Origin of the sequence: Streptomyces sp. NPDC005483, assembly GCF_040606035.1 — a bacterium.
Lineage (GTDB): Bacteria > Actinomycetota > Actinomycetes > Streptomycetales > Streptomycetaceae > Streptomyces.
The window spans coordinates 198,950-217,847 of record NZ_JBEXEA010000018.1 but is presented as its reverse complement, the minus strand read 5'-3'; the positions used below and the strand labels follow the sequence as shown (position 1 = coordinate 217,847).

At 70.0% G+C, this 18,898-nt stretch carries 14 protein-coding genes and 1 pseudogene; 6 read left to right on the top strand and 9 right to left on the bottom strand.

All coding sequences use genetic code 11. From position 1 onward, the window contains the following. The first annotated feature begins 18 nt into the window (after positions 1 to 18). On the top strand, positions 19 to 765 hold the full coding sequence (locus ABZT06_RS31645; RefSeq protein WP_355748534.1) for a response regulator transcription factor: 747 nt from the start codon (positions 19 to 21) through the stop codon (positions 763 to 765). Here the strand turns inward: ABZT06_RS31645 and ABZT06_RS31640 are convergent. Together ABZT06_RS31640 and ABZT06_RS31635 are read right to left on the bottom strand one after the other, a co-directional pair. Continuing rightward, entirely contained in the window at positions 751 to 1,944 is a 1,194-nt protein-coding gene (locus ABZT06_RS31640) for a crosslink repair DNA glycosylase YcaQ family protein (protein WP_355748531.1), read from the bottom strand. The genes ABZT06_RS31645 and ABZT06_RS31640 overlap by 15 nt on opposite strands. A gap of 49 nt (positions 1,945 to 1,993) precedes the next feature. Further along, a complete protein-coding gene (locus ABZT06_RS31635) occupies positions 1,994 to 2,566 on the bottom strand; it encodes a GNAT family N-acetyltransferase (RefSeq protein ID WP_355748528.1) in 573 nt (190 codons plus the stop codon). Positions 2,567 to 2,837: 271 nt separating this feature from the next. On the opposite strand from ABZT06_RS31635, the gene secA reads away from it, so the two are divergent. Continuing rightward, positions 2,838 to 5,678 carry a preprotein translocase subunit SecA gene (secA, locus tag ABZT06_RS31630; protein ID WP_355748525.1) on the top strand — a complete coding sequence of 947 codons (2,841 nt, stop codon included), beginning with the start codon at positions 2,838 to 2,840 and terminating at the stop codon, positions 5,676 to 5,678. 138 nt (positions 5,679 to 5,816) lie between these two features. Here the strand turns inward: secA and ABZT06_RS31625 are convergent, their stop codons facing one another. Then, complete coding sequence (locus ABZT06_RS31625; protein ID WP_355748522.1) at positions 5,817 to 6,725, bottom strand: Rv3235 family protein; 909 nt, start codon at positions 6,723 to 6,725, stop codon at positions 5,817 to 5,819. A 306-nt stretch (positions 6,726 to 7,031) separates the two neighbouring features. On the opposite strand from ABZT06_RS31625, the gene ABZT06_RS31620 reads away from it, so the two are divergent. Together ABZT06_RS31620 and ABZT06_RS31615 are read left to right on the top strand one after the other, a co-directional pair. Continuing rightward, positions 7,032 to 7,547 carry a hypothetical protein gene (locus ABZT06_RS31620; RefSeq protein WP_355748519.1) on the top strand — a complete coding sequence of 172 codons (516 nt, stop codon included), beginning with the start codon at positions 7,032 to 7,034 and terminating at the stop codon, positions 7,545 to 7,547. 98 nt (positions 7,548 to 7,645) lie between these two features. Next, on the top strand, positions 7,646 to 8,311 hold the full coding sequence (locus ABZT06_RS31615) for an HAD hydrolase-like protein (RefSeq protein WP_355748515.1): 666 nt from the start codon (positions 7,646 to 7,648) through the stop codon (positions 8,309 to 8,311). 49 nt (positions 8,312 to 8,360) lie between these two features. On the opposite strand, the pseudogene ABZT06_RS31610 reads toward ABZT06_RS31615, so the two are convergent. Further along, a pseudogene (locus ABZT06_RS31610) lies at positions 8,361 to 8,928 on the bottom strand (DJ-1/PfpI family protein). Between the two features lie 514 nt (positions 8,929 to 9,442). Between ABZT06_RS31610 and ABZT06_RS31605 the strand changes: the two are divergent. Next, positions 9,443 to 14,395 (top strand): NAD-glutamate dehydrogenase, encoded by a 4,953-nt coding sequence (locus ABZT06_RS31605; protein ID WP_355748512.1) that lies wholly within the window; start codon positions 9,443 to 9,445, stop codon positions 14,393 to 14,395. A gap of 80 nt (positions 14,396 to 14,475) precedes the next feature. Here the strand turns inward: ABZT06_RS31605 and ABZT06_RS31600 are convergent, their stop codons facing one another. Beyond that, entirely contained in the window at positions 14,476 to 15,297 is an 822-nt protein-coding gene (locus tag ABZT06_RS31600) for an ABC transporter ATP-binding protein (protein WP_355748509.1), read from the bottom strand. Beyond that, positions 15,290 to 16,207, bottom strand: a complete 918-nt coding sequence (locus ABZT06_RS31595; protein ID WP_355748506.1) for an ABC transporter permease — start codon at positions 16,205 to 16,207, stop codon at positions 15,290 to 15,292. The genes ABZT06_RS31600 and ABZT06_RS31595 overlap by 8 nt, the downstream gene beginning before the upstream one ends. Before the next feature lie 278 nt (positions 16,208 to 16,485). Between ABZT06_RS31595 and ABZT06_RS31590 the strand changes: the two genes are divergently transcribed. Beyond that, positions 16,486 to 17,124, top strand: coding sequence for a TetR/AcrR family transcriptional regulator (locus ABZT06_RS31590; protein ID WP_355748503.1), 639 nt, complete (start codon positions 16,486 to 16,488; stop codon positions 17,122 to 17,124). Between the two features lie 110 nt (positions 17,125 to 17,234). On the opposite strand, the gene ABZT06_RS31585 is transcribed toward ABZT06_RS31590, so the two are convergent. The 3 genes from ABZT06_RS31585 to ABZT06_RS31575 all read right to left on the bottom strand — a co-directional run bounded on the left by ABZT06_RS31585 (position 17,235) and on the right by ABZT06_RS31575 (position 18,811). Next, positions 17,235 to 17,360 carry a hypothetical protein gene (locus tag ABZT06_RS31585; protein ID WP_355748500.1) on the bottom strand — a complete coding sequence of 42 codons (126 nt, stop codon included), beginning with the start codon at positions 17,358 to 17,360 and terminating at the stop codon, positions 17,235 to 17,237. 15 nt (positions 17,361 to 17,375) lie between these two features. Continuing rightward, the gene (locus ABZT06_RS31580; RefSeq protein WP_355748497.1) at positions 17,376 to 18,308 is read right to left on the bottom strand and encodes an ADP-ribosylglycohydrolase family protein; all 933 of its coding nucleotides are present in this window, start codon (positions 18,306 to 18,308) and stop codon (positions 17,376 to 17,378) included. 89 nt (positions 18,309 to 18,397) lie between these two features. Then, positions 18,398 to 18,811, bottom strand: coding sequence for an organic hydroperoxide resistance protein (locus tag ABZT06_RS31575; protein WP_053850338.1), 414 nt, complete (start codon positions 18,809 to 18,811; stop codon positions 18,398 to 18,400). Between the last annotated feature and the right edge of the window lie 87 nt (positions 18,812 to 18,898).

Sequence of the window (18,898 nt, the reverse complement as noted above, 5' to 3'; positions counted from 1 at the left end):
CCTTCAGGGGAGGGAACGATGGCGGACAGCTTCGGACCGCTGCACGGCGACAACGCCGACGACGGCGTTGTCGGCATCGGCGCGGACACGGGCTCTCCACGCAAGGAGCCGATCCGGGTTCTCGTCGTGGACGACCACGCACTCTTCCGGCGCGGACTGGAGATCGTGCTCGCGGCCGAGGAGGACATCCAGGTCGTGGGGGAGGCGGGCGACGGCGCCGAGGCCGTCGACAAGGCCGCCGACCTGCTGCCGGACATCGTTCTGATGGACGTGCGGATGCCCAAGCGGGGCGGGATCGAGGCCTGTACCTCCATCAAGGAGGTGGCACCCAGCGCCAAGATCATCATGCTGACGATCAGCGATGAGGAAGCCGACCTCTACGACGCGATCAAGGCGGGCGCGACCGGCTATCTCCTCAAGGAGATCTCGACGGACGAGGTGGCCACCGCCATTCGCGCCGTGGCCGACGGACAGTCACAGATCAGCCCGTCCATGGCGTCGAAACTGCTCACCGAGTTCAAGTCGATGATCCAGCGGACGGACGAGCGCCGTCTCGTGCCGGCCCCGCGGCTGACCGACCGTGAGCTGGAAGTCCTCAAGCTCGTCGCCACCGGGATGAACAACCGCGATATCGCGAAGGAGTTGTTCATCTCCGAGAACACCGTGAAGAACCATGTGCGCAACATCCTGGAGAAGCTGCAGCTGCACTCCAGGATGGAGGCCGTGGTCTACGCGATGCGGGAGAAGATCCTAGAGATCCGCTAGCTCCTTCAGGAGGGGCTCGCGGAGTTCCGGGGCGTCCACCCGCTCCACGCGTACGTCCGTGCAGTCCACCCAGCTCGCCGCCTCGACCAGTGCCTGGGCCACCGCCGGGACCGCCTTCGGGCCGTCCAAGGTGACCTGCCTGGCCACCAGCGTGGCCCCCTCCCGGGCCGGGTCCACGCGCCCGACGAGACGGCCACCGGCGAGCACCGGCATCGCGAAGTAGCCGTGGATCCGCTTCGGCTTGGGGACGTACGCCTCCAGGCGGTGGGTGAAGCCGAAGATCCGCTCCGTGCGCGCGCGTTCCCAGATCAGGGAGTCGAACGGGGACAGCAGAGTGGTGCGGTGGCGACCGCGCGGGGGTGTCTCCAGGGCCGTGGGGTCCGCCCAGGCAGGCTTGCCCCAGCCTTCGACCGTGACCGGCACCAGGCCCGAGTCGGCGATCACCGCGTCGACCTGTTCGCCCTTGAGGCGGTGGTAGTCGGCGATGTCCGCGCGGGTGCCGACGCCCAGCGCCTGGCCGGCGAGACCGACCAGGCGGCGCAGGCACTCGGCGTCGTCCAGCTCGTCGTGGAGCAGGTCGGCTGGGACGGCGCGCTCGGCGAGGTCGTACACCCGCTTCCAGCCGCGGCGCTCCACGCAGACCACCTCGCCGTACATCAGGGCGCGCTCGACGGCGACCTTGGTGCCGGACCAGTCCCACCACTCGCTGGTCTTCTTCGCGCCGCCCAACTCCGTGGCGGTGAGGGGGCCCTCGGTGCGGAGCTGCTTGATGACCTGGTCGTAGGTGCCGTCCGGGAGCTGGTGGTTCCAGTGCGGGCGGCTGCGGTACGCGCGGCGGCGGAAGGCGAAGTGCGGCCATTCCTCGATGGGGAGGATGCACGCCGCGTGCGACCAGTACTCGAAGGCGTGGGGCCGTGCCGGAGACGCGCCGGGGGGAGCAGTGGTCCAGTAGGCGTCCTCCACTTTCTTGCGGCCCACCGCGCCGAGACGGGCGTACGGGATCAGCTCGTGGGAGCGGGCGAGGACCGAGATGGTGTCGAGCTGGACCGCGCCGAGGTGACGGAGGACGCCGCGGACTCCGGCCCGGCGGTCGGGGGTGCCGAGGAAGCCCTGGGCGCGCAGCGCGATGCGGCGGGCCTCGTCGGCCGAGAGGTCGGTGGTGGGAGACGGGGTCGTCATGGGTCCGAAGATAGGGCCCGGCACTGACAATGCGAGGTGATCCGCGGATCTACCGGGGGGCGGGGAGGTACTGCGCCGTCGACGGCGGGCCCAGGTCCGAGGGCAGCAGCGCGCCCACCCAGCAGTCGCGGCGTACGCCCTGGTGGGCGATGCCCGAGCGCAGAACGCCCTCGACGATGAAACCGGCGCGCTCCGCCACCGCGCGGGAGGGCTGGTTGCCCACTTCCGCGCGCCACTCCACGCGGTCGATCGACAGCTCGGTGAAGGCCCAGCGGGAGGCGGCGAGCGCGGCCTCGGTGACGTAGCCGTGGCCGCGGTGTTCCTTGGTGGCCCAGTAGCCGATCTCGGCCGTGCCCGGCGAGCGCATGGTCAGACCCAGCATGCCCACCAGGTCCTCCCCTTCGGGGAGGAAGAGGCCCCAGGTGAACATCGTGCCGTTCGCCCAGCCTGCCGGGGCCAGTTGCTCGGTGAAGCTCTGGGCGTGCTCCACCAGGTAGGGCGAGGGGATCGTGGTCCAGCGCAGGATGTCGGGGTCCTGCACGGCCGCGAGGACGGTCTCGGTGTCCCGCGGGGTGGGTGCGCGCAGCAGGAGACGGTCCGTGGTCAGCGTGACGGGTTCCATCGGCCGATTCTGCTCAGGTGTTCGGTGGAGACGCCATCGCCTTCGCTGTGGGTGATCGGGTGATCACAATTCGCGCAATTCGTGAGCGGGGCGCGGCACCATCGGCGTTCCCCGCCCGTTGTCCCCTTTGAAACAGATTTGAAGGAGCTGACAGTCGGCGTACCCGGCAGGCCTCCCGACGTGGTGGGGTCCTCGCATACGATGGCCGTTGCTCAGTAAGTCAAATGGAAACCGACCGTCCCAGGCCCGACCGGCAAGGAGACCAACCCCCGTGTCCGTCCTCTCGAAGATCATGCGTGCAGGCGAAGGCAAGATCCTGCGCAAGCTGCACCGCATCGCGGACCAGGTCAACTCCATCGAAGAGGACTTCATCGACCTCTCCGACGCCGAGCTGCGGGCCCTCACCGAGGAGTACAAGCAGCGGTACGCCGACGGTGAGAGCCTGGACGACCTGCTGCCCGAGGCGTTCGCCACCGTGCGCGAGGCCGCCAAGCGCGCGCTGGGCCAGCGCCACTACGACGTGCAGATCATGGGCGGCGCCGCCCTCCACCTCGGTTATGTGGCCGAGATGAAGACCGGTGAGGGCAAGACGCTCGTCGGCACGCTGCCCGCGTACCTGAACGCGCTGTCCGGCAAGGGCGTCCACCTGATCACGGTCAACGACTACCTGGCCGAGCGCGACTCCGAGATGATGGGCCGGGTCCACAAGTTCCTGGGCCTCGAGGTCGGTTGCATCCTCGCCAACATGACGCCGGCCCAGCGGCGCCAGCAGTACGCGTGCGACATCACCTACGGCACGAACAACGAGTTCGGGTTCGACTACCTGCGCGACAACATGGCGTGGTCCCAGGACGAACTCGTCCAGCGCGGCCACAACTTCGCCATCGTCGACGAGGTCGACTCCATCCTGGTCGACGAGGCCCGTACGCCGCTGATCATCTCCGGCCCGGCCGACCAGGCCACCAAGTGGTACGGCGACTTCGCCAAGCTGGTCACCCGCCTGAAGAAGGGCGAGGCCGGCAACCCCCTCAAGGGCATCGAGGAGACCGGCGACTACGAGGTCGACGAGAAGAAGCGCACGGTCGCCATCCACGAGTCCGGTGTCAGCAAGGTCGAGGACTGGCTGGGCATCGACAACCTCTACGAGTCGGTGAACACCCCTCTGGTGGGCTACCTGAACAACGCCATCAAGGCGAAGGAGCTCTTCAAGAAGGACAAGGACTACGTCGTCATGGACGGCGAAGTCATGATCGTCGACGAGCACACCGGCCGTATCCTCGCCGGCCGCCGCTACAACGAGGGTATGCACCAGGCGATCGAGGCGAAGGAAGGGGTGGACATCAAGGACGAGAACCAGACCCTCGCCACGATCACCCTCCAGAACTTCTTCCGCCTCTACAAGCGCCACGACCACAACGGCAAGGAACAGCCGGGCCTCTGTGGCATGACCGGTACGGCGATGACCGAGGCCGCCGAGTTCCACCAGATCTACAAGCTGGGCGTCGTCCCGATCCCGACCAACCGGCCCATGGTCCGGAAGGACCAGTCGGACCTGATCTACCGCACCGAGGTCGCGAAGTTCGAGGCGGTCGTCGACGACATCGTCGAGAAGCACGAGAAGGGCCAGCCGATCCTCGTCGGCACGACGTCGGTCGAGAAGTCCGAGTACCTCTCCCAGCAGCTCAGCAAGCGCGGCGTTCAGCACGAGGTGCTGAACGCCAAGCAGCACGACCGAGAGGCGACGATCGTCGCCCAGGCCGGCCGCAAGGGCGCCGTCACCGTCGCCACCAACATGGCCGGCCGTGGCACCGACATCAAGCTCGGCGGCAACCCCGAGGACCTCGCGGAGGCGGAGCTGCGCCAGCGCGGCCTCGACCCCGAGGAGCACATCGAGGAGTGGGCCGCGGCCCTGCCCGCCGCCCTGGAGAAGGCCGAGCAGGCGGTCAAGGCGGAGTTCGAGGAGGTCAAGGAGCTCGGCGGCCTCTACGTCCTCGGTACCGAGCGGCACGAGTCGCGCCGTATCGACAACCAGCTGCGCGGTCGTTCCGGCCGTCAGGGTGACCCGGGCGAGTCCCGCTTCTACCTCTCCCTCGGTGACGACCTGATGCGGCTGTTCAAGGCCCAGATGGTCGAGCGCGTGATGTCGATGGCGAACGTCCCGGACGACGTCCCGATCGAGAACAAGATGGTCACGCGCGCGATCGCGTCCGCGCAGTCGCAGGTCGAGCAGCAGAACTTCGAGACCCGTAAGAACGTCCTGAAGTACGACGAGGTCCTCAACCGGCAGCGCGAGGTCATCTACGGCGAGCGGCGCCGCGTCCTGGAGGGCGAGGACCTGCAGGAGCAGGTCGTGCACTTCATGGATGACACCATCGACGCGTACATCGCGGCGGAGACCGCCGAGGGCTTCGCGGAGGACTGGGACCTCGACCGGCTGTGGGGCGCGTTCAAGCAGCTCTACCCGGTGAAGATCACCGTCGAGGAGCTGGAGAACGCGGCCGGCGACCGCGCGGGTCTGACCGCCGAGTACATCTCCGAGTCCATCAAGGACGACATCCACGAGCAGTACGAGGCGCGCGAGGCGCAGCTCGGCTCCGAGATCATGCGTGAGCTGGAGCGCCGGGTCGTGCTGTCGGTCCTGGACCGTAAGTGGCGCGAGCACCTCTACGAGATGGACTACCTCCAGGAGGGCATCGGCCTGCGCGCGATGGCCCAGAAGGACCCGCTGGTCGAGTACCAGCGCGAGGGCTTCGACATGTTCACCGCCATGATGGAGGGCATCAAGGAGGAGTCCGTCGGCTACCTGTTCAACCTGGAGGTCCAGGTCGAGCAGCAGGTCGAGGAGGTCCCGGTCGAGGACGAGCGGCCGTCCCTCGCCAAGCAGGACTCCGTTCCCGCGCAGGCGGGCTCGCGTCCCGAGATCCGCGCAAAGGGCCTCGACGCCCCGCAGCGCCGGGACCTGCACTTCTCCGCGCCGACCGTGGACGGCGAGGGCGGTGTCATCGAGGGCGAGTTCTCCGACGAGGACGAGCCCGTGCGCTCCGAGGCGGACGGCCTCACGCGCGCGGAGCGGCGCAAGCAGTCCCGTGCCCGGGGGCGCCGCAAGAAGTAGTGCCGTGCCTACGGCGCGCTGGTCGCCGTAGCGGATGGATGTGACGGTGCCAGTGGCGCCGTGGCGTGGGAAGGGCCGGTCACCTCGGGGTGGCTGGCCCTTCTGCCTGTGAGGAACTCGCGGGCTTCGCCGGGCCGGTCAGTCGTCGTCCGGACGCGGAGCCCGGGGGCCGCCCAGTTCGACCGCGGTGCAGCGCCAGCGCAGATCCTGGCCCTGTTCCAGGCGGAAGGCCATGGCGCGCAGCTGGTCGCCGGCGCCGATGCGGGCGAAGGCCTCCACGGCGCCCCGTCGGGGGACGTAGTAGCCGATGTCCCGGACGACGGGACGGGCACCGCGGGTGCGCAGGGGGCCGCGTTCGGCGAGCCGGGCCAGCTCGTCGTAGGCGCGGCCCGCGGTGTGCCGGAGCATCGAGTGGACGGGGCGCTGACCGCTCAGCACGGCGAGGAGGAGATCGGCGAAGAGGTCGGTGGGGCGAGGCTGAGGGGCGAGGGGGCGCCGCGGAGTCTGGGGCGGGACGACCGCTGGGGTGGCTGCGGGGGCAGGGTGCGGCCGGGTGGCTGTGCCGCGGGCTGCGGTGCCCGAGGCGGGGGCGTATGGCGTGGTGGTGGTTGCGCCGGAGAGTGCTGCCGCGGTGCGGGTGAGGGCGGCGGCAGCGTTCGTCGCGTCCGAGGTGCGCGTGCCGGTGGGGGCGCTGTGCGTGCCGGTGGTCCTTGTGTCGGCCGCGGTGCCGCCCGTGCCGGTGGTCGTGGTGTCGACCGTCGTGCCGCCCGTGCTGGTCGGCGTAGTGCCGGCCCTGGTGCCGAGCCGCGAAGGTCCGGTGGTCGTCTCGGACCGGCCCGGGACGTTCTGCGGGCGGCTGTCCGCGGGGCCCGTACCGGCGCGGGGGCCGCCGCCGGGGGAGCCCGGTGGGCGGCCGTCGCCCGGGGCGGTGCGAGGCGTGCTGCCGCCGGGCGTGCGGGGCGGCGTGCCGCCCGGGCGGCGGGAGTCGCGGCGGGCCGGCGGGCGGCTGCCGGGGTGGTGCTGGGCCCTGGTCATGACCTTGTTCATGGGATCCCCGTTCTGCGAGCCCGGAAGTACCGAGCAGTAACTTCTGCTTGGGGATCTTGTACGGGGCCGTGGGCCGCGGCGGCAAGGAAGCGGCGGGCCGGGTCGGGCGGCCGGAATGTTCACCTATCAGGGTGATCGGAGGGCGCGAAAGGCCGTGAATCCGGGGGCGGGGCGGGTGAATTCCGGGCCCGGGGTGGACGCCTGCGGAGGTCTGGGCAGGGACTCGAAAGGGGACGCCCGCACGTATCCTGAAGGCCTTCGCGGAGCCCCTCCGATGATGTTCTCCGACCACGAAAGCGGCCAGTCATGCGCGTCTACGTCCCCCTGACCCTCTCCGGTCTCGCCGAGGCGTACAAGACGGGTGAGCTGGGGGCCGGACCGCTCCTCGCCTACGCCGTCACGCCCGCCCTGCGCGAGTGGTACCTCTCCGACGACATCGAGGAGCTGGAGTACGCGGCGCTGAACCGGGCCGCGCTGGCCTCGCTGCGGCTGCTCGCCGCGGACTCCGGGGCCGTGCGGCGCCGGGTCGTGGTGGCCGTCGACGTGGCCGACGGGACGGCGGTCGCCGATCCCGACCGGGCGCTGGATCCCGTGGCGCTCGGTGAGGTGCGAGTCGCGGGGGCGGTGAGGCTGGCCAAGGCGGCCGCGGTGCACGTCGACTCGGACGACGCGGTGGAGGACGTCACCGCCGCCGTGGACGCGCTGGCGGCGGCGGACGCGGGGGACGACGACGCGCAGTTCGTGGTGGACGGGGCCGAGGACCACGAGCTGCTCTGGTTCGCGACGCAGGAGATCCCGAACCTGGTGGGACTGGACGGCTGACCCCGTCTTCCGCCGTTCTCCGCTGTGCCGGGTCGCGGCTTTACCCGCTGTGACCTGCCGGCCTCTTGATTGTCAGTGGGGGCGGGTACTTTTTTGGCATGGGGAAGCTGACAGGGGCGCACATCGTCTGGGACTGGAACGGCACGCTGTTCCACGACAACGAAGCGATCATCGGGGCGACGAACGCGGCGTTCGGCGAGCTGGGGCTCGCGCCGATCACGTTGGAGCAGTACCGGGCGCTGTACTGCGTGCCGGTGCCGAAGTTCTACGAGCGACTGCTCGGCCGACTGCCCACGGACGCCGAGTGGGAGGTCATGGACGAGACCTTCCACCGGTACTACGCCGAGCATCGGGTGGGGTGCGGGCTCACCGAGGGGGCGGTGGAGCTGCTCATGGGGTGGCGGTCGGCCGGCCGCAGCCAGTCGATCCTCAGCATGTACGTGCACGACGAGCTGGTGCCGTTGGTGCGGGGGTTCGGGATCGAGGCGCACTTCCTGCGGGTGGACGGGCGCACGGGACCGTCCGGCGGGAGCAAGGCGGAGCACATGGAGCGGCATCTCGCCGCGCTGGGTGGAGTGGAAGCGGCTCGGACCGTGGTGATCGGGGACGCCGCGGACGACGCGGTGGCCGCGATGCGGGTGGGGGCGCGGGCTGTGCTGTACACCGGCGGGTCGCACAGCCGGGCCAGCCTCGAGGGGGTCGGGGCGCCGGTGGTGGACACCTTGGCGGAGGCGGTCGCGGAGGCCGAGCGCATAGCGGCGTGACCGGTTCACGCCGGTTCCGCGACCACGGCGGCATGCGGCACCCCGTCGGCTAGTTCACCGGTGCCTTCGCCCTGAGCACCCCCAGGAACTCCCGCATCCAGGCCGAGTGGTCCGGCCAGGCGCGGGAGGAGACCAGGGTGCCGTCGACGACCACCTCGGCGTCCTGGAAGGCAGCACCGGCGGACTGCATGGTCGGGCTCCAGAGCCGGATAGGCGGTGACGCGGCGGCCGCGGAGGCCGTCGATCGCGGCGGTGAGCAGCGGACCGTGGCAGATCTGCGCGACCGGCTTGTCCGCGTCGAAGAAGGACTTGAGGATCTTGCGGAGCTCGGGGTCGTTGCGCAGGTACTCGGGGGCGCGGCCGCCGGGGATCACGAGAGCGGCGTACTGACCGGCGTCGACCTCGGCGAAGGCCAGGTCGGCGGGCCAGGTGTAGCCGGGCTTCTCGGTGTAGGTGTCGAAGCCGGGTTCGAAGTCGTGGACGACGAAGCGGAGCTTCTTGCGGGCGGGGGCCGCGATATGGACGTCGTAGCCCTCCTCGCGGAGGCGCTGGTAGGGGTACAGGACCTCCAGTGACTCTGCTGCGTCACCGGTGACGATCAGGATTTTTGCGGTCATGTCGGCAAAGTGCACCGACGGGGCGTGCTTGCCAAGAGGGTGCGCGAAGAGAAGGGAAGATGGTCATGGCCGGGATGCGACGCGGGCACTGTGCAGAGTGTCAAAGTTCCACTCCCGGTTTTGTACACATACGGCTCATGACGACCCCCCTGTGATGAGCGATAGCCTTGTGGCGTGATCAGCGCGATAGTCCGCGGGGGCGCTGTGGCCCCCGCCCCGCGCCCGGTGCGCACGGAACACCTCCGTGGCCGGGCGGCGGCCGCTGGTCCTCGCGGGCGGGACGGGGCCGTAGGGGCCCCCATGACGCCGAGTACACCCTCGTCACCGGCGCGGCAGAGAGCAGCGTCACACCTGGCGGGCGTGTCGAGAATGGCTGATATACCCCCGCTCTTCTCACCTTGCGGCATAGCGTCGGAGCAGACCGGAGACCCCGGGCCGTGGCGTCGAGCCGCAGGGGAAGAAGCCGAACTTCCTTCTACGTCACGCAACGGCGCGCGACAGGAGTCAGAGGACAATGCAGACCAAGCTGGACGAAGCCAAGGCCGAGCTGCTCGAGAGGGCCGCACGGGTAGCTGAGAACAGCCCGGTCGGGGGGCACCTACCGACCGGGACGACGGACGACGACACCCCCCGCACCCCGGACACCCCGGACAGCGAGACCGTGCTCGCGTTCCTCCAGCGCTACTACCTGCACACGGCCCCGGAAGACCTCGCCGGCCGCGACCCGGTCGACATCTACGGCGCCGCTCTCTCCCACTTCCGGCTGGGCGAGACGCGCCCGCAGGGCACGGCCAACGTCCGGGTGCACACGCCCACGGTGGAGGAGAACGGCTGGACGTGCACCCACTCGGTCGTCGAGGTCGTCACCGACGACATGCCCTTCCTCGTCGACTCCGTCACCAACGAGCTGACCCGGCAGGGGCGCGGCATCCATGTCGTCATCCACCCCCAGGTCGTCGTCCGCCGCGACCTCACGGGCAGGCTGATCGAGGTCCTCACCGCCACGCCCTACGCCGCTGACCTTCCGCACGACGCGCACACCGAGTCCTGGATCCACGTCGAGATCGACCGCGAGACCGACCGCGGCGACCTGAAGCAGATCACCCACGACCTGCTGCGTGTCCTGTCCGACGTCCGGGAGGCCGTCGAGGACTGGGAGAAGATGCGGGACGCGGCCCTGCGGATGGCCGACGAACTGCCCGCCGAGCCCGTCGCCACCGACCTGCGCGACACGGAGATCGACGAGGCCCGCGAGCTGCTGCGCTGGCTGGCCGCCGACCACTTCACCTTCCTCGGCTACCGCGAGTACCAGCTCAGGCCGGACGACTCCCTCGCGGCCGTGCCGGGCACCGGTCTCGGCATCCTGCGCTCCGACCCGCACCACGCCGGCGAGGAGGGCCACCCGGTCAGCCCGTCCTTCGAGCGGCTGCCCGCCGACGCCCGCGCGAAGGCGCGTGAGCACAACCTCCTCGTGCTGACCAAGGCCAACAGCCGGGCGACGGTGCACAGGCCGTCGTACCTCGACTACATCGGGGTCAAGAAGTTCGACGCGGACGGCAACGTCGTCGGCGAGCGGCGTTTCCTCGGACTGTTCTCCTCCGCCGCCTACACCGAGTCGGTGCGCCGGGTTCCGGTCATTCGGCGCAAGGTGGACGAGGTGCTCGAAAGGGCCGGGTTCTCGCCCAACAGCCACGACGGCCGCGACCTGCTCCAGATCCTGGAGACCTACCCGCGCGACGAGCTCTTCCAGACCCCGGCCGACGAGCTGGAGTCCATCGCCACCTCCGTCCTGTACCTCCAGGAGCGGCGGCGGCTGCGCCTGTACCTGCGCCAGGACGAGTACGGCCGCTACTACTCGGCCCTCGTCTACCTGCCCCGCGACCGTTACACCACCGGCGTCCGCCTCCGGATCATCGACATCCTGAAGGAGGAACTCGACGGCATCAGTGTCGACTTCACCGCCTGGAACACCGAGTCGATCCTGTCCCGGCTGCACTTCGTGGTCCGCGTCCCGCAGGGCACCGAGCTGCCGCAGCTCAGCGACGGCGACAAGGAGCGCATCGAGGCCCGCCTGGTCGAGGCCGCCCGCTCCTGGGCCGACGGCTTCGCCGAGGCGCTCAACGCCGAGCTCGGCGAGGAGCGCGCGTCCGAACTCTCGCGCCGCTACGGCAGCGCCTTCCCCGAGGGCTACAAGGCCGACCACGGACCTCGCTCCGCGGTCGCCGACCTCGTCCACCTGGAGCGGCTCGGCGAGGAGAACGACTTCGCGCTCAGCCTCTACGAGCCGGTGGGCGCCGCCCCCGAGGAGCGCCGCTTCAAGATCTACCGCAAGGGCGACGCGATCTCCCTGTCCGCCGTCCTGCCGGTCCTCAACCGCCTCGGCGTCGAGGTCATGGACGAGCGGCCCTACGAACTGCGCTGCTCGGACCGCAGCATCGCCTGGATCTACGACTTCGGCCTGCGCATGCCCAAGTCGCAGAACGGCACCGGCGACTACCTCGGCGACGACGGCCGCGAGCGCTTCCAGCAGGCCTTCGCCGCCACCTGGACCGGCAAGGCCGAGAACGACGGCTTCAACGCCCTGGTGCTGAGCGCCGGCCTGAACTGGCGCCAGGCGATGGTGCTGCGGGCGTACGCCAAGTACCTGCGGCAGGCGGGCTCGACGTTCAGCCAGGACTACATGGAGGACACCCTCCGCCACAACGTCCACACGACCCGGCTGCTCGTCTCCCTGTTCGAGGCACGGATGTCGCCGGACCGCCAGCGCGCAGGACACGAACTCGTGGACGCCCTCCTGGAGGAGCTCGACGCGGCGCTCGACCAGGTGGCCTCGCTCGACGAGGACAGGATCCTCCGCTCCTTCCTGACCGTCATCAAGGCGACCCTGCGCACCAACTTCTTCCAGGAGGCCGCGGGCGGCAAGCCGCACGACTACGTCTCCATGAAGTTCGACCCGCAGGCCATCCCCGACCTGCCGGCCCCGCGCCCGGCGTTCGAGATCTGGGTCTACTCGCCGCGCGTCGAGGGCGTGCACCTGCGCTTCGGCAAGGTCGCGCGTGGCGGGCTGCGCTGGTCCGACCGGCGTGAGGACTTCCGCACCGAGATCCTCGGCCTGGTCAAGGCGCAGATGGTGAAGAACACCGTCATCGTGCCGGTCGGCGCCAAGGGCGGCTTCGTCGCCAAGCAGCTGCCCGACCCGTCCGTCGACCGGGACGCGTGGCTGGCCGAGGGCATCGCCAGCTACAAGATGTTCATCTCGGCGCTGCTCGACATCACCGACAACATGGTGGCCGGCGAGGTCGTGCCCCCGGCGGACGTCGTCCGGCACGACGAGGACGACACCTACCTGGTGGTCGCGGCCGACAAGGGCACCGCGACCTTCTCGGACATCGCCAACGGGGTCGCGGAGTCGTACAACTTCTGGCTCGGTGACGCCTTCGCCTCCGGCGGCTCGGCCGGCTACGACCACAAGGGCATGGGCATCACCGCCCGCGGCGCCTGGGAGTCCGTCAAGCGGCACTTCCGCGAACTGGACCTCGACACCCAGTCCGAAGACTTCACCGTCGTCGGCATCGGTGACATGTCCGGTGACGTGTTCGGCAACGGCATGCTGCTCTCCGAACACATCCGCCTGGTCGCCGCCTTCGACCACCGGCACATCTTCATCGACCCGAAGCCCGACGCGGCGACCTCCTACGCCGAGCGCCGCCGCATCTTCGACCTCCCGCGCTCCAGCTGGGCCGACTACAACACCGAGCTGATCTCCGCCGGCGGCGGCGTCTTCCCCCGTACCGCCAAGTCCATCCAGGTCAACGCCCATATCCGCGAGGTCCTCGGCATCGAGGACAAGGTCACCAAGATGACCCCGGCCGACCTGATGAAGGCGATTCTCAAGGCGCCGGTGGACCTGCTGTGGAACGGCGGCATCGGCACGTACGTGAAGGCGTCCACGGAGACCCACGCGGACGTCGGCGACAAGGCCAACGACCCGATCCGCGTCGACGGCGCCGACCTGCGCGTGCGGGTCGTCGGCGAGGGCGGCAACCTGGGCCTGACCCAGCTCGGCCGGATCGAGTTCGCGCTGCACGGCGGCAAGATCAACACCGACGCCATCGACAACAGCGCGGGCGTGGACACCTCCGACCACGAGGTGAACATCAAGATCCTGCTCAACGGCCTGGTCACCGAGGGCGACATGACGGTCAAGCAGCGCAACAAGCTGCTCGCCGAGATGACCGACGAGGTCGGCCGCCTCGTCCTGCGCAACAACTACGCGCAGAACACCGCGATCGCCAACGCGCTCGCCCAGTCCAAGGACATGCTCCACGCCCAGCAGCGCTTCATGCGCCACCTGGTGCGCGAGGGCCACCTCGACCGGGCCCTGGAGTTCCTGCCCACCGACCGCCAGATCCGCGAGCGGCTGAACACCGCGCAGGGCCTCACCAGCCCGGAGACGGCCGTCCTGCTGGCGTACACGAAGATCACGGTCGCCGAGGAACTGCTGCACACCTCGCTCCCCGACGACCCCTACCTGCACGGTCTGCTGCACACGTACTTCCCGGCCGCGCTGCGCGAGAAGTTCCCCGAGCACATCGACAACCACCCGCTGCACCGCGAGATCACCACGACCGTCCTGGTCAACGACACGGTCAACACCGGCGGTACGACCTATCTGCACCGCCTGCGCGAGGAGACCGGTGCCTCTCTCGAGGAGATCGTCCGGGCGCAGACCGTGGCCCGCGCGATCTTCCGCTCCGGGGTGGTGTGGGACGGGGTCGAGGCGCTCGACAACCAGGTCGAGGCCGCCGTACTGACCCGGATCCGCCTGCACTCGCGCCGCCTCGTCGAGCGCGGCACGCGCTGGCTGCTCAACAACCGGCCGCAGCCGCTCCAGCTTGCCGAGACCGTCGAGTTCTTCGGCGACCGCGTCGAACAGGTGTGGTCGCAGCTGCCGAAGCTGCTGCGGGGCGCCGACCTGGAGTGGTACCAGAAGATCTACGACGAGTTGAGCGGCTCCGGGGTCCCGGACGAACTCGCCACGCGCGTGGCCGGGTTCTCCTCGGCCTTCCCGACGCTGGACATCGTCTCGGTGGCCGACCGCATGGGCCGCGACCCGCTGGACGTCGCCGAGGTGTACTACGACCTCGCCGACCGTCTCCACATCACCCAGCTCATGGACCGCATCATCGAGCTGCCCCGCGCCGACCGCTGGCAGTCCATGGCCCGCGCCTCCATCCGCGAGGACCTCTACGCGGCCCACTCGGCGCTGACCGCGGACGTCCTGGCCGTCGGCAACGGCACCTCGACCCCCGAGCAGCGCTTCAAGGCCTGGGAGGAGAAGAACGCCCCGATCCTCGGCCGGGCGCGCACCACCCTGGAGGAGATCCAGAGCTCGGACGCGTTCGACCTGGCCAACCTGTCGGTGGCGATGCGCACCATGAGGACGCTGCTGCGGCAGCATTCGTAAGCGGTACGACGACGAGGGCGCCCCGGGCCATGCGGCTCGGGGCGCCCTCGCTCATCCGGTCAGCTGTCCGGGACGGAGCCTCAGGCGGCGGCCTTCGGCTGCGGCTTCGCCTTGTCCGGGCCGCCCGTGAAGTCCTCGTAGGCCGCAAGGACCTCGTCGGTGGGGCCGTCCATGCGCAGTTCGCCGCGCTCCAGCCACAGCACCCGGTCGCAGGTGTCGCGGATCGACTTGTTGCTGTGGCTGACCAGGAACACCGTGCCCGCGTGCTTGCGCAGTTCCCGGATGCGCTGCTCGGAGCGCTTCTGGAAGGAGCGGTCGCCGGTGGCGAGGGCCTCGTCGATGAGGAGGACGTCGTGGTCCTTGGCCGCGGCGATGGAGAAGCGCAGCCGGGCCGCCATGCCGGAGGAGTACGTCCGCATCGGAAGGGTGATGAAATCGCCCTTCTCGTTGATCCCGGAGAAGTCGACGATCTCCTGGTAGCGGTCCCTGACCTGCTCGCGGGACATGCCCATGGCGAGGCCGCCGAGGTGGACGTTGCGCTCGCCGGTGAGGTCGTTCATCAGGGCGGCGTTGACGCCGAGGAGGGAGGGCTGGCCGTCGGTGAAGATACGGCCGTTCTCCACCGGGAGCAGGCCCGCGACCGCCTTGAGCAGGGTCGACTTGCCGGAGCCGTTGGTGCCGATCAGCCCGATCGCCTCGCCCTTGTAGGCGACGAACGACACGTTCTTGACCGCGTGCACCTTGCGTACGCCCGCCGCCTTCTCCACCTGTCCCCGGCGCAGCATCCGGTTGAGGGCGGCGGTGGCGGAGCCCTTGCCCGCACCGGTGCCGTTGACGCGGTAGACGATGTCGACGCCGTCGACGACGACGGTGGGGATCTTGTCGTTCTCGATGTCAGCCACGGCCGTACGTCTCCTCAGCCTTCCAGAAGTAGATGAAGCCGCCGAGGCCGGCGACCAGCGCCCAGCCCACCGCGAGCGCCCACACGTGGTGCGGCAGCTGGCCGGCGTGGAAGCTGTCGATCAGGGCGTAGCGCATCAGGTCGATGTAGACGGCGGCCGGGTTGGCCTGGAGTACGGGCACCACCCAGGACGGCCAGTCGTGGTGGCCCTTGGCCAGCTTGTCGATGCTCCACATCACGCCGGAGACGTACATCCAGGTGCGCAGGACGAACGGCATCAGCTGTGCGATGTCCGGCGTCTTGGCGCCCATCCGCGCCATGATCATCGAGACGCCCGCGTTGAAGACTGACTGCAGCACCAGCGCCGGCACCGCCAGCAGCCAGGACGCGGCGACCGGGACACCGAAGCAGAGCAGGATCACGACCAGGGCGGCCATCGAGAAGAGCAGCTGCTGCAACTGCTGGAGGGCGAACGAGATCGGCAGCGCGGCTCGCGGGAAGTGCAGCGCCCGCACGAGGCCGAGGTTGCCGGAGATCGCCCGGGTGCCCGCCATGATCGAACTCTGGGTGAACGTCCAGATGAACACGCCCGTGACCAGGAACGGGACGTAGTCCGGCACGTTCCTCTTGGTGCCCAGCAGCACGCCGAAGATGAAGTAGTACACCGCCGCGTTCAGGAGCGGGGTCATCACCTGCCAGACCTGGCCCAGCTTCGCCTGGCTGTACTGCGCGGTGAGCTTGGCGGTCGAGAACGCGGTGATGAAGTGACGCCGTGCCCACAGCTGCCGGACGTAGTCCGGCAGGGAGGGGCGGGCGCCGCTGACCGCGAGGCCGTGCCGGGCGGCCAGGGCCGAGAGGTCGTCGTCGGCCGGGGACGCTGTCGGGGGCGGTGTGTCGAGGACCTGGCTCACATCCGCTGCTTTCGCTCGGAGGGTGGGGGTGGTGCGCGTGCGGCTGGCGCGCCCGTCATCCGACGTTTCCTTACGTGACTCTTCACGTTTTCTTACGTCGGGACGGGACCGTATCGTCGCAACGTGAGCGTAAGGCGAGTGAGCGTCGGAACGCAACCGTTTCGTCGTCACGGGTGACGTTGGAACGTAACCGTATCGTCGTGACGAGCTCCGTCGGGACGGCACCGTCCCGTCGCGACGACTCGCGTCGGAACGGGACCGTTTCGTCGCTACGCCCTATGCTGGTCCGCATGACGACCAACGCCGACGCGCCGCAGACCCGTACGCGCCGCCGTGCCCCGGCAGGAGCCGCCGTACTCCGTGAGGATGTGACGGAGGCCATCCGCGGCGCCGTCTTCGAGGAACTCGCGGCCGTCGGATACGCGCGGATGTCGATCGAGGGCATCGCGCGCCGCGCGGGCGTCGGCAAGACCGCGGTCTACCGCCGTTGGCGTTCCAAGCTGCACCTGGTCCTCGACGTCGTCTCGGAGATCGCGGTGATGGGCCTGCCGGTGCCGGACACGGGCTCGCTGGAGGACGATCTGCGGATGCTCTACGAGGTGACGTCGCGGGCGCTGCGGCACCCGGTGGCCTCGCAGATCATCCCGGACCTCCAGGCGGAGGCGGCCCGTAACCCCGAGATCGCCGAGGCCCTGCAGAACGCGTTGCAGAAGGGCCAGGAGGGTGTCGCCAGCAAGATCATCTCGGCGGCGGAGCGGCGCGGGGAGCTGCGCACGGGCTTCAACGACGAACTGGCCCTCGATCTCATCTCCGGCCCCCTGTACTGGCGCTCGGTGGTGATCCGGAGCCCGAAGCTCCCGAAGGGGTATCTCGCGGCGCTGGCCCGGGCGACGACGGAGGCGCTGAAGGCGCTCTGAGCCTCAGCGGTCGGCCCAGTGGCCGTGGCCGGAGTCCGGTGCCGTACGCAGGGCGAGGAGTTCCGGGGCGAACACCCGGATCCGGCCACCGCCGCTCTCCGTGGGCCCGATCAGCCCGTCCAGCCGGAGCCGGGACAGCGGGCGGGGACGTGGCCGTCCGCTCCCTCCTGGCTCACTCCGTCCAGGAGCCAGGCCGCCCGCGCGGCGAGCCGCACGTCGACACGCCGCCGTCTCACCTCAAAGCGCTTCCGTCAATCCGTGAGGAGTTGGGTGAGGGCTGCCAGGTCGGGCGTTCTCAGTACCCGGTCGGAGAAGCCCGGCAGCGGCACATGCAGGGGCGTCGTCCAGCGCTCCGGAATGGCCGTGACGCCGTACACCGCTCCCGCCAGGCCGCCCGTCACCGCTGCCACCGTGTCCGTGTCGCCGCCCAGGTCGATCGCGGCGCGTACGGCCGTCTCGTACGAGGTCGACGTACGCAGCGCCCAGACCGCGGAGCCCAGGCAGGGCCATACGGCGCCGTTGAACTCGGTGGCCTGGTCCGGGTGCCAGTCGGGGGCCAGGACGGTGGCGTAGCGCCGACGGTGGTCCCGGTGGACCGCGTCAAGGGTGGCTTCCACGGCGTCCAGCGGGTCGTGGCCGGCCAGGGCCACCCGAACCAGTTCGTGGAAGACGGCCGTGCCCTCCCAGGCCGCCCGGTCGCCGTGCGTGAGGGCGGCCAGGCGGCGGCCGGCGGTCATGGTGGCCTCGCGGCCATGGGCGGCGAAGTACACGGCGGACGGGGCGGCCCGCATCAACGCGCCGTTTCCCGCCGCCCGCTGGTTCACCTGGAAGTGGAGGGCGGCAGCGGTGTCCCACGGGTCACCGCTGCCCAGTACGGCCTCGGTCTGGAGGCCGATGTCCTTCGGCTCGGCGGCCGCCCAACGCTGGAACCGGCGGAAGACATCCGGGAGTTCGAGCCCGCCGCACTCCGCGAGGGACTCGGCTGTCAGGACCGCCATCTGCGTGTCGTCGGTCGCCTCGCCCGGATCCCAGCCGCCGCCCCCGCACATCTCGCCGCCGTGCCCCGGCTCCGGGAACCGGTCCGAGAAGGCGCCCTCCGGCCCGAACTCGAAGGGGGCGCCCAACGCGTCCCCCACGGCGGAACCGACGACAGCGCCCAGGGCGCGCTCTGCGCGAACGACCATTCACGCAGGCTAGCCCGGAGCAGTCACGCGCCTCCTGCGCGGACTGTCCGAGCTGCCGCTGTCCCGACCCCCGCAGGCCGGATCCCGGCCTACTCGATGACGAGCTCGACCTCGATGTTGCCGCGGGTGGCGTTGGAGTAGGGGCAGACCTGGTGGGCCTGCTCGACGAGCTTGCGGCCGGTCTCCGCGTCCACGGTGTCGGGGAGCTCGACGCGGAGGGCGACCTTGAGGCCGAAGCCCTCGCCCTGCTTGCCTATGCCGACCTCGGCGGTGACGGCGGCGTCGCTGACGTCGACCTTGGCCTGGCGGCCGACGAGACCGAGGGCGCTGCCGAAGCAGGCGGCGTAACCGGCTGCGAACAGCTGCTCCGGGTTGGTGCCCTGCCCGTTGCCGCCCAGCTCCACCGGCGGGGCCAGCGCGACGTCGATCTTGCCGTCGTTGGTGTAGGCCCGGCCGTCACGGCCGTGGGTGGCGGTGGCGACAGCGGTGTAGAGCGCGTCCATGGAAGACCATCCCTCTCGAAGTCTTGTCTCGGCGGCTCTTCTGCGGCCGCCTCACGACGACAAGTAGAGCACACAATTCAATTGCGC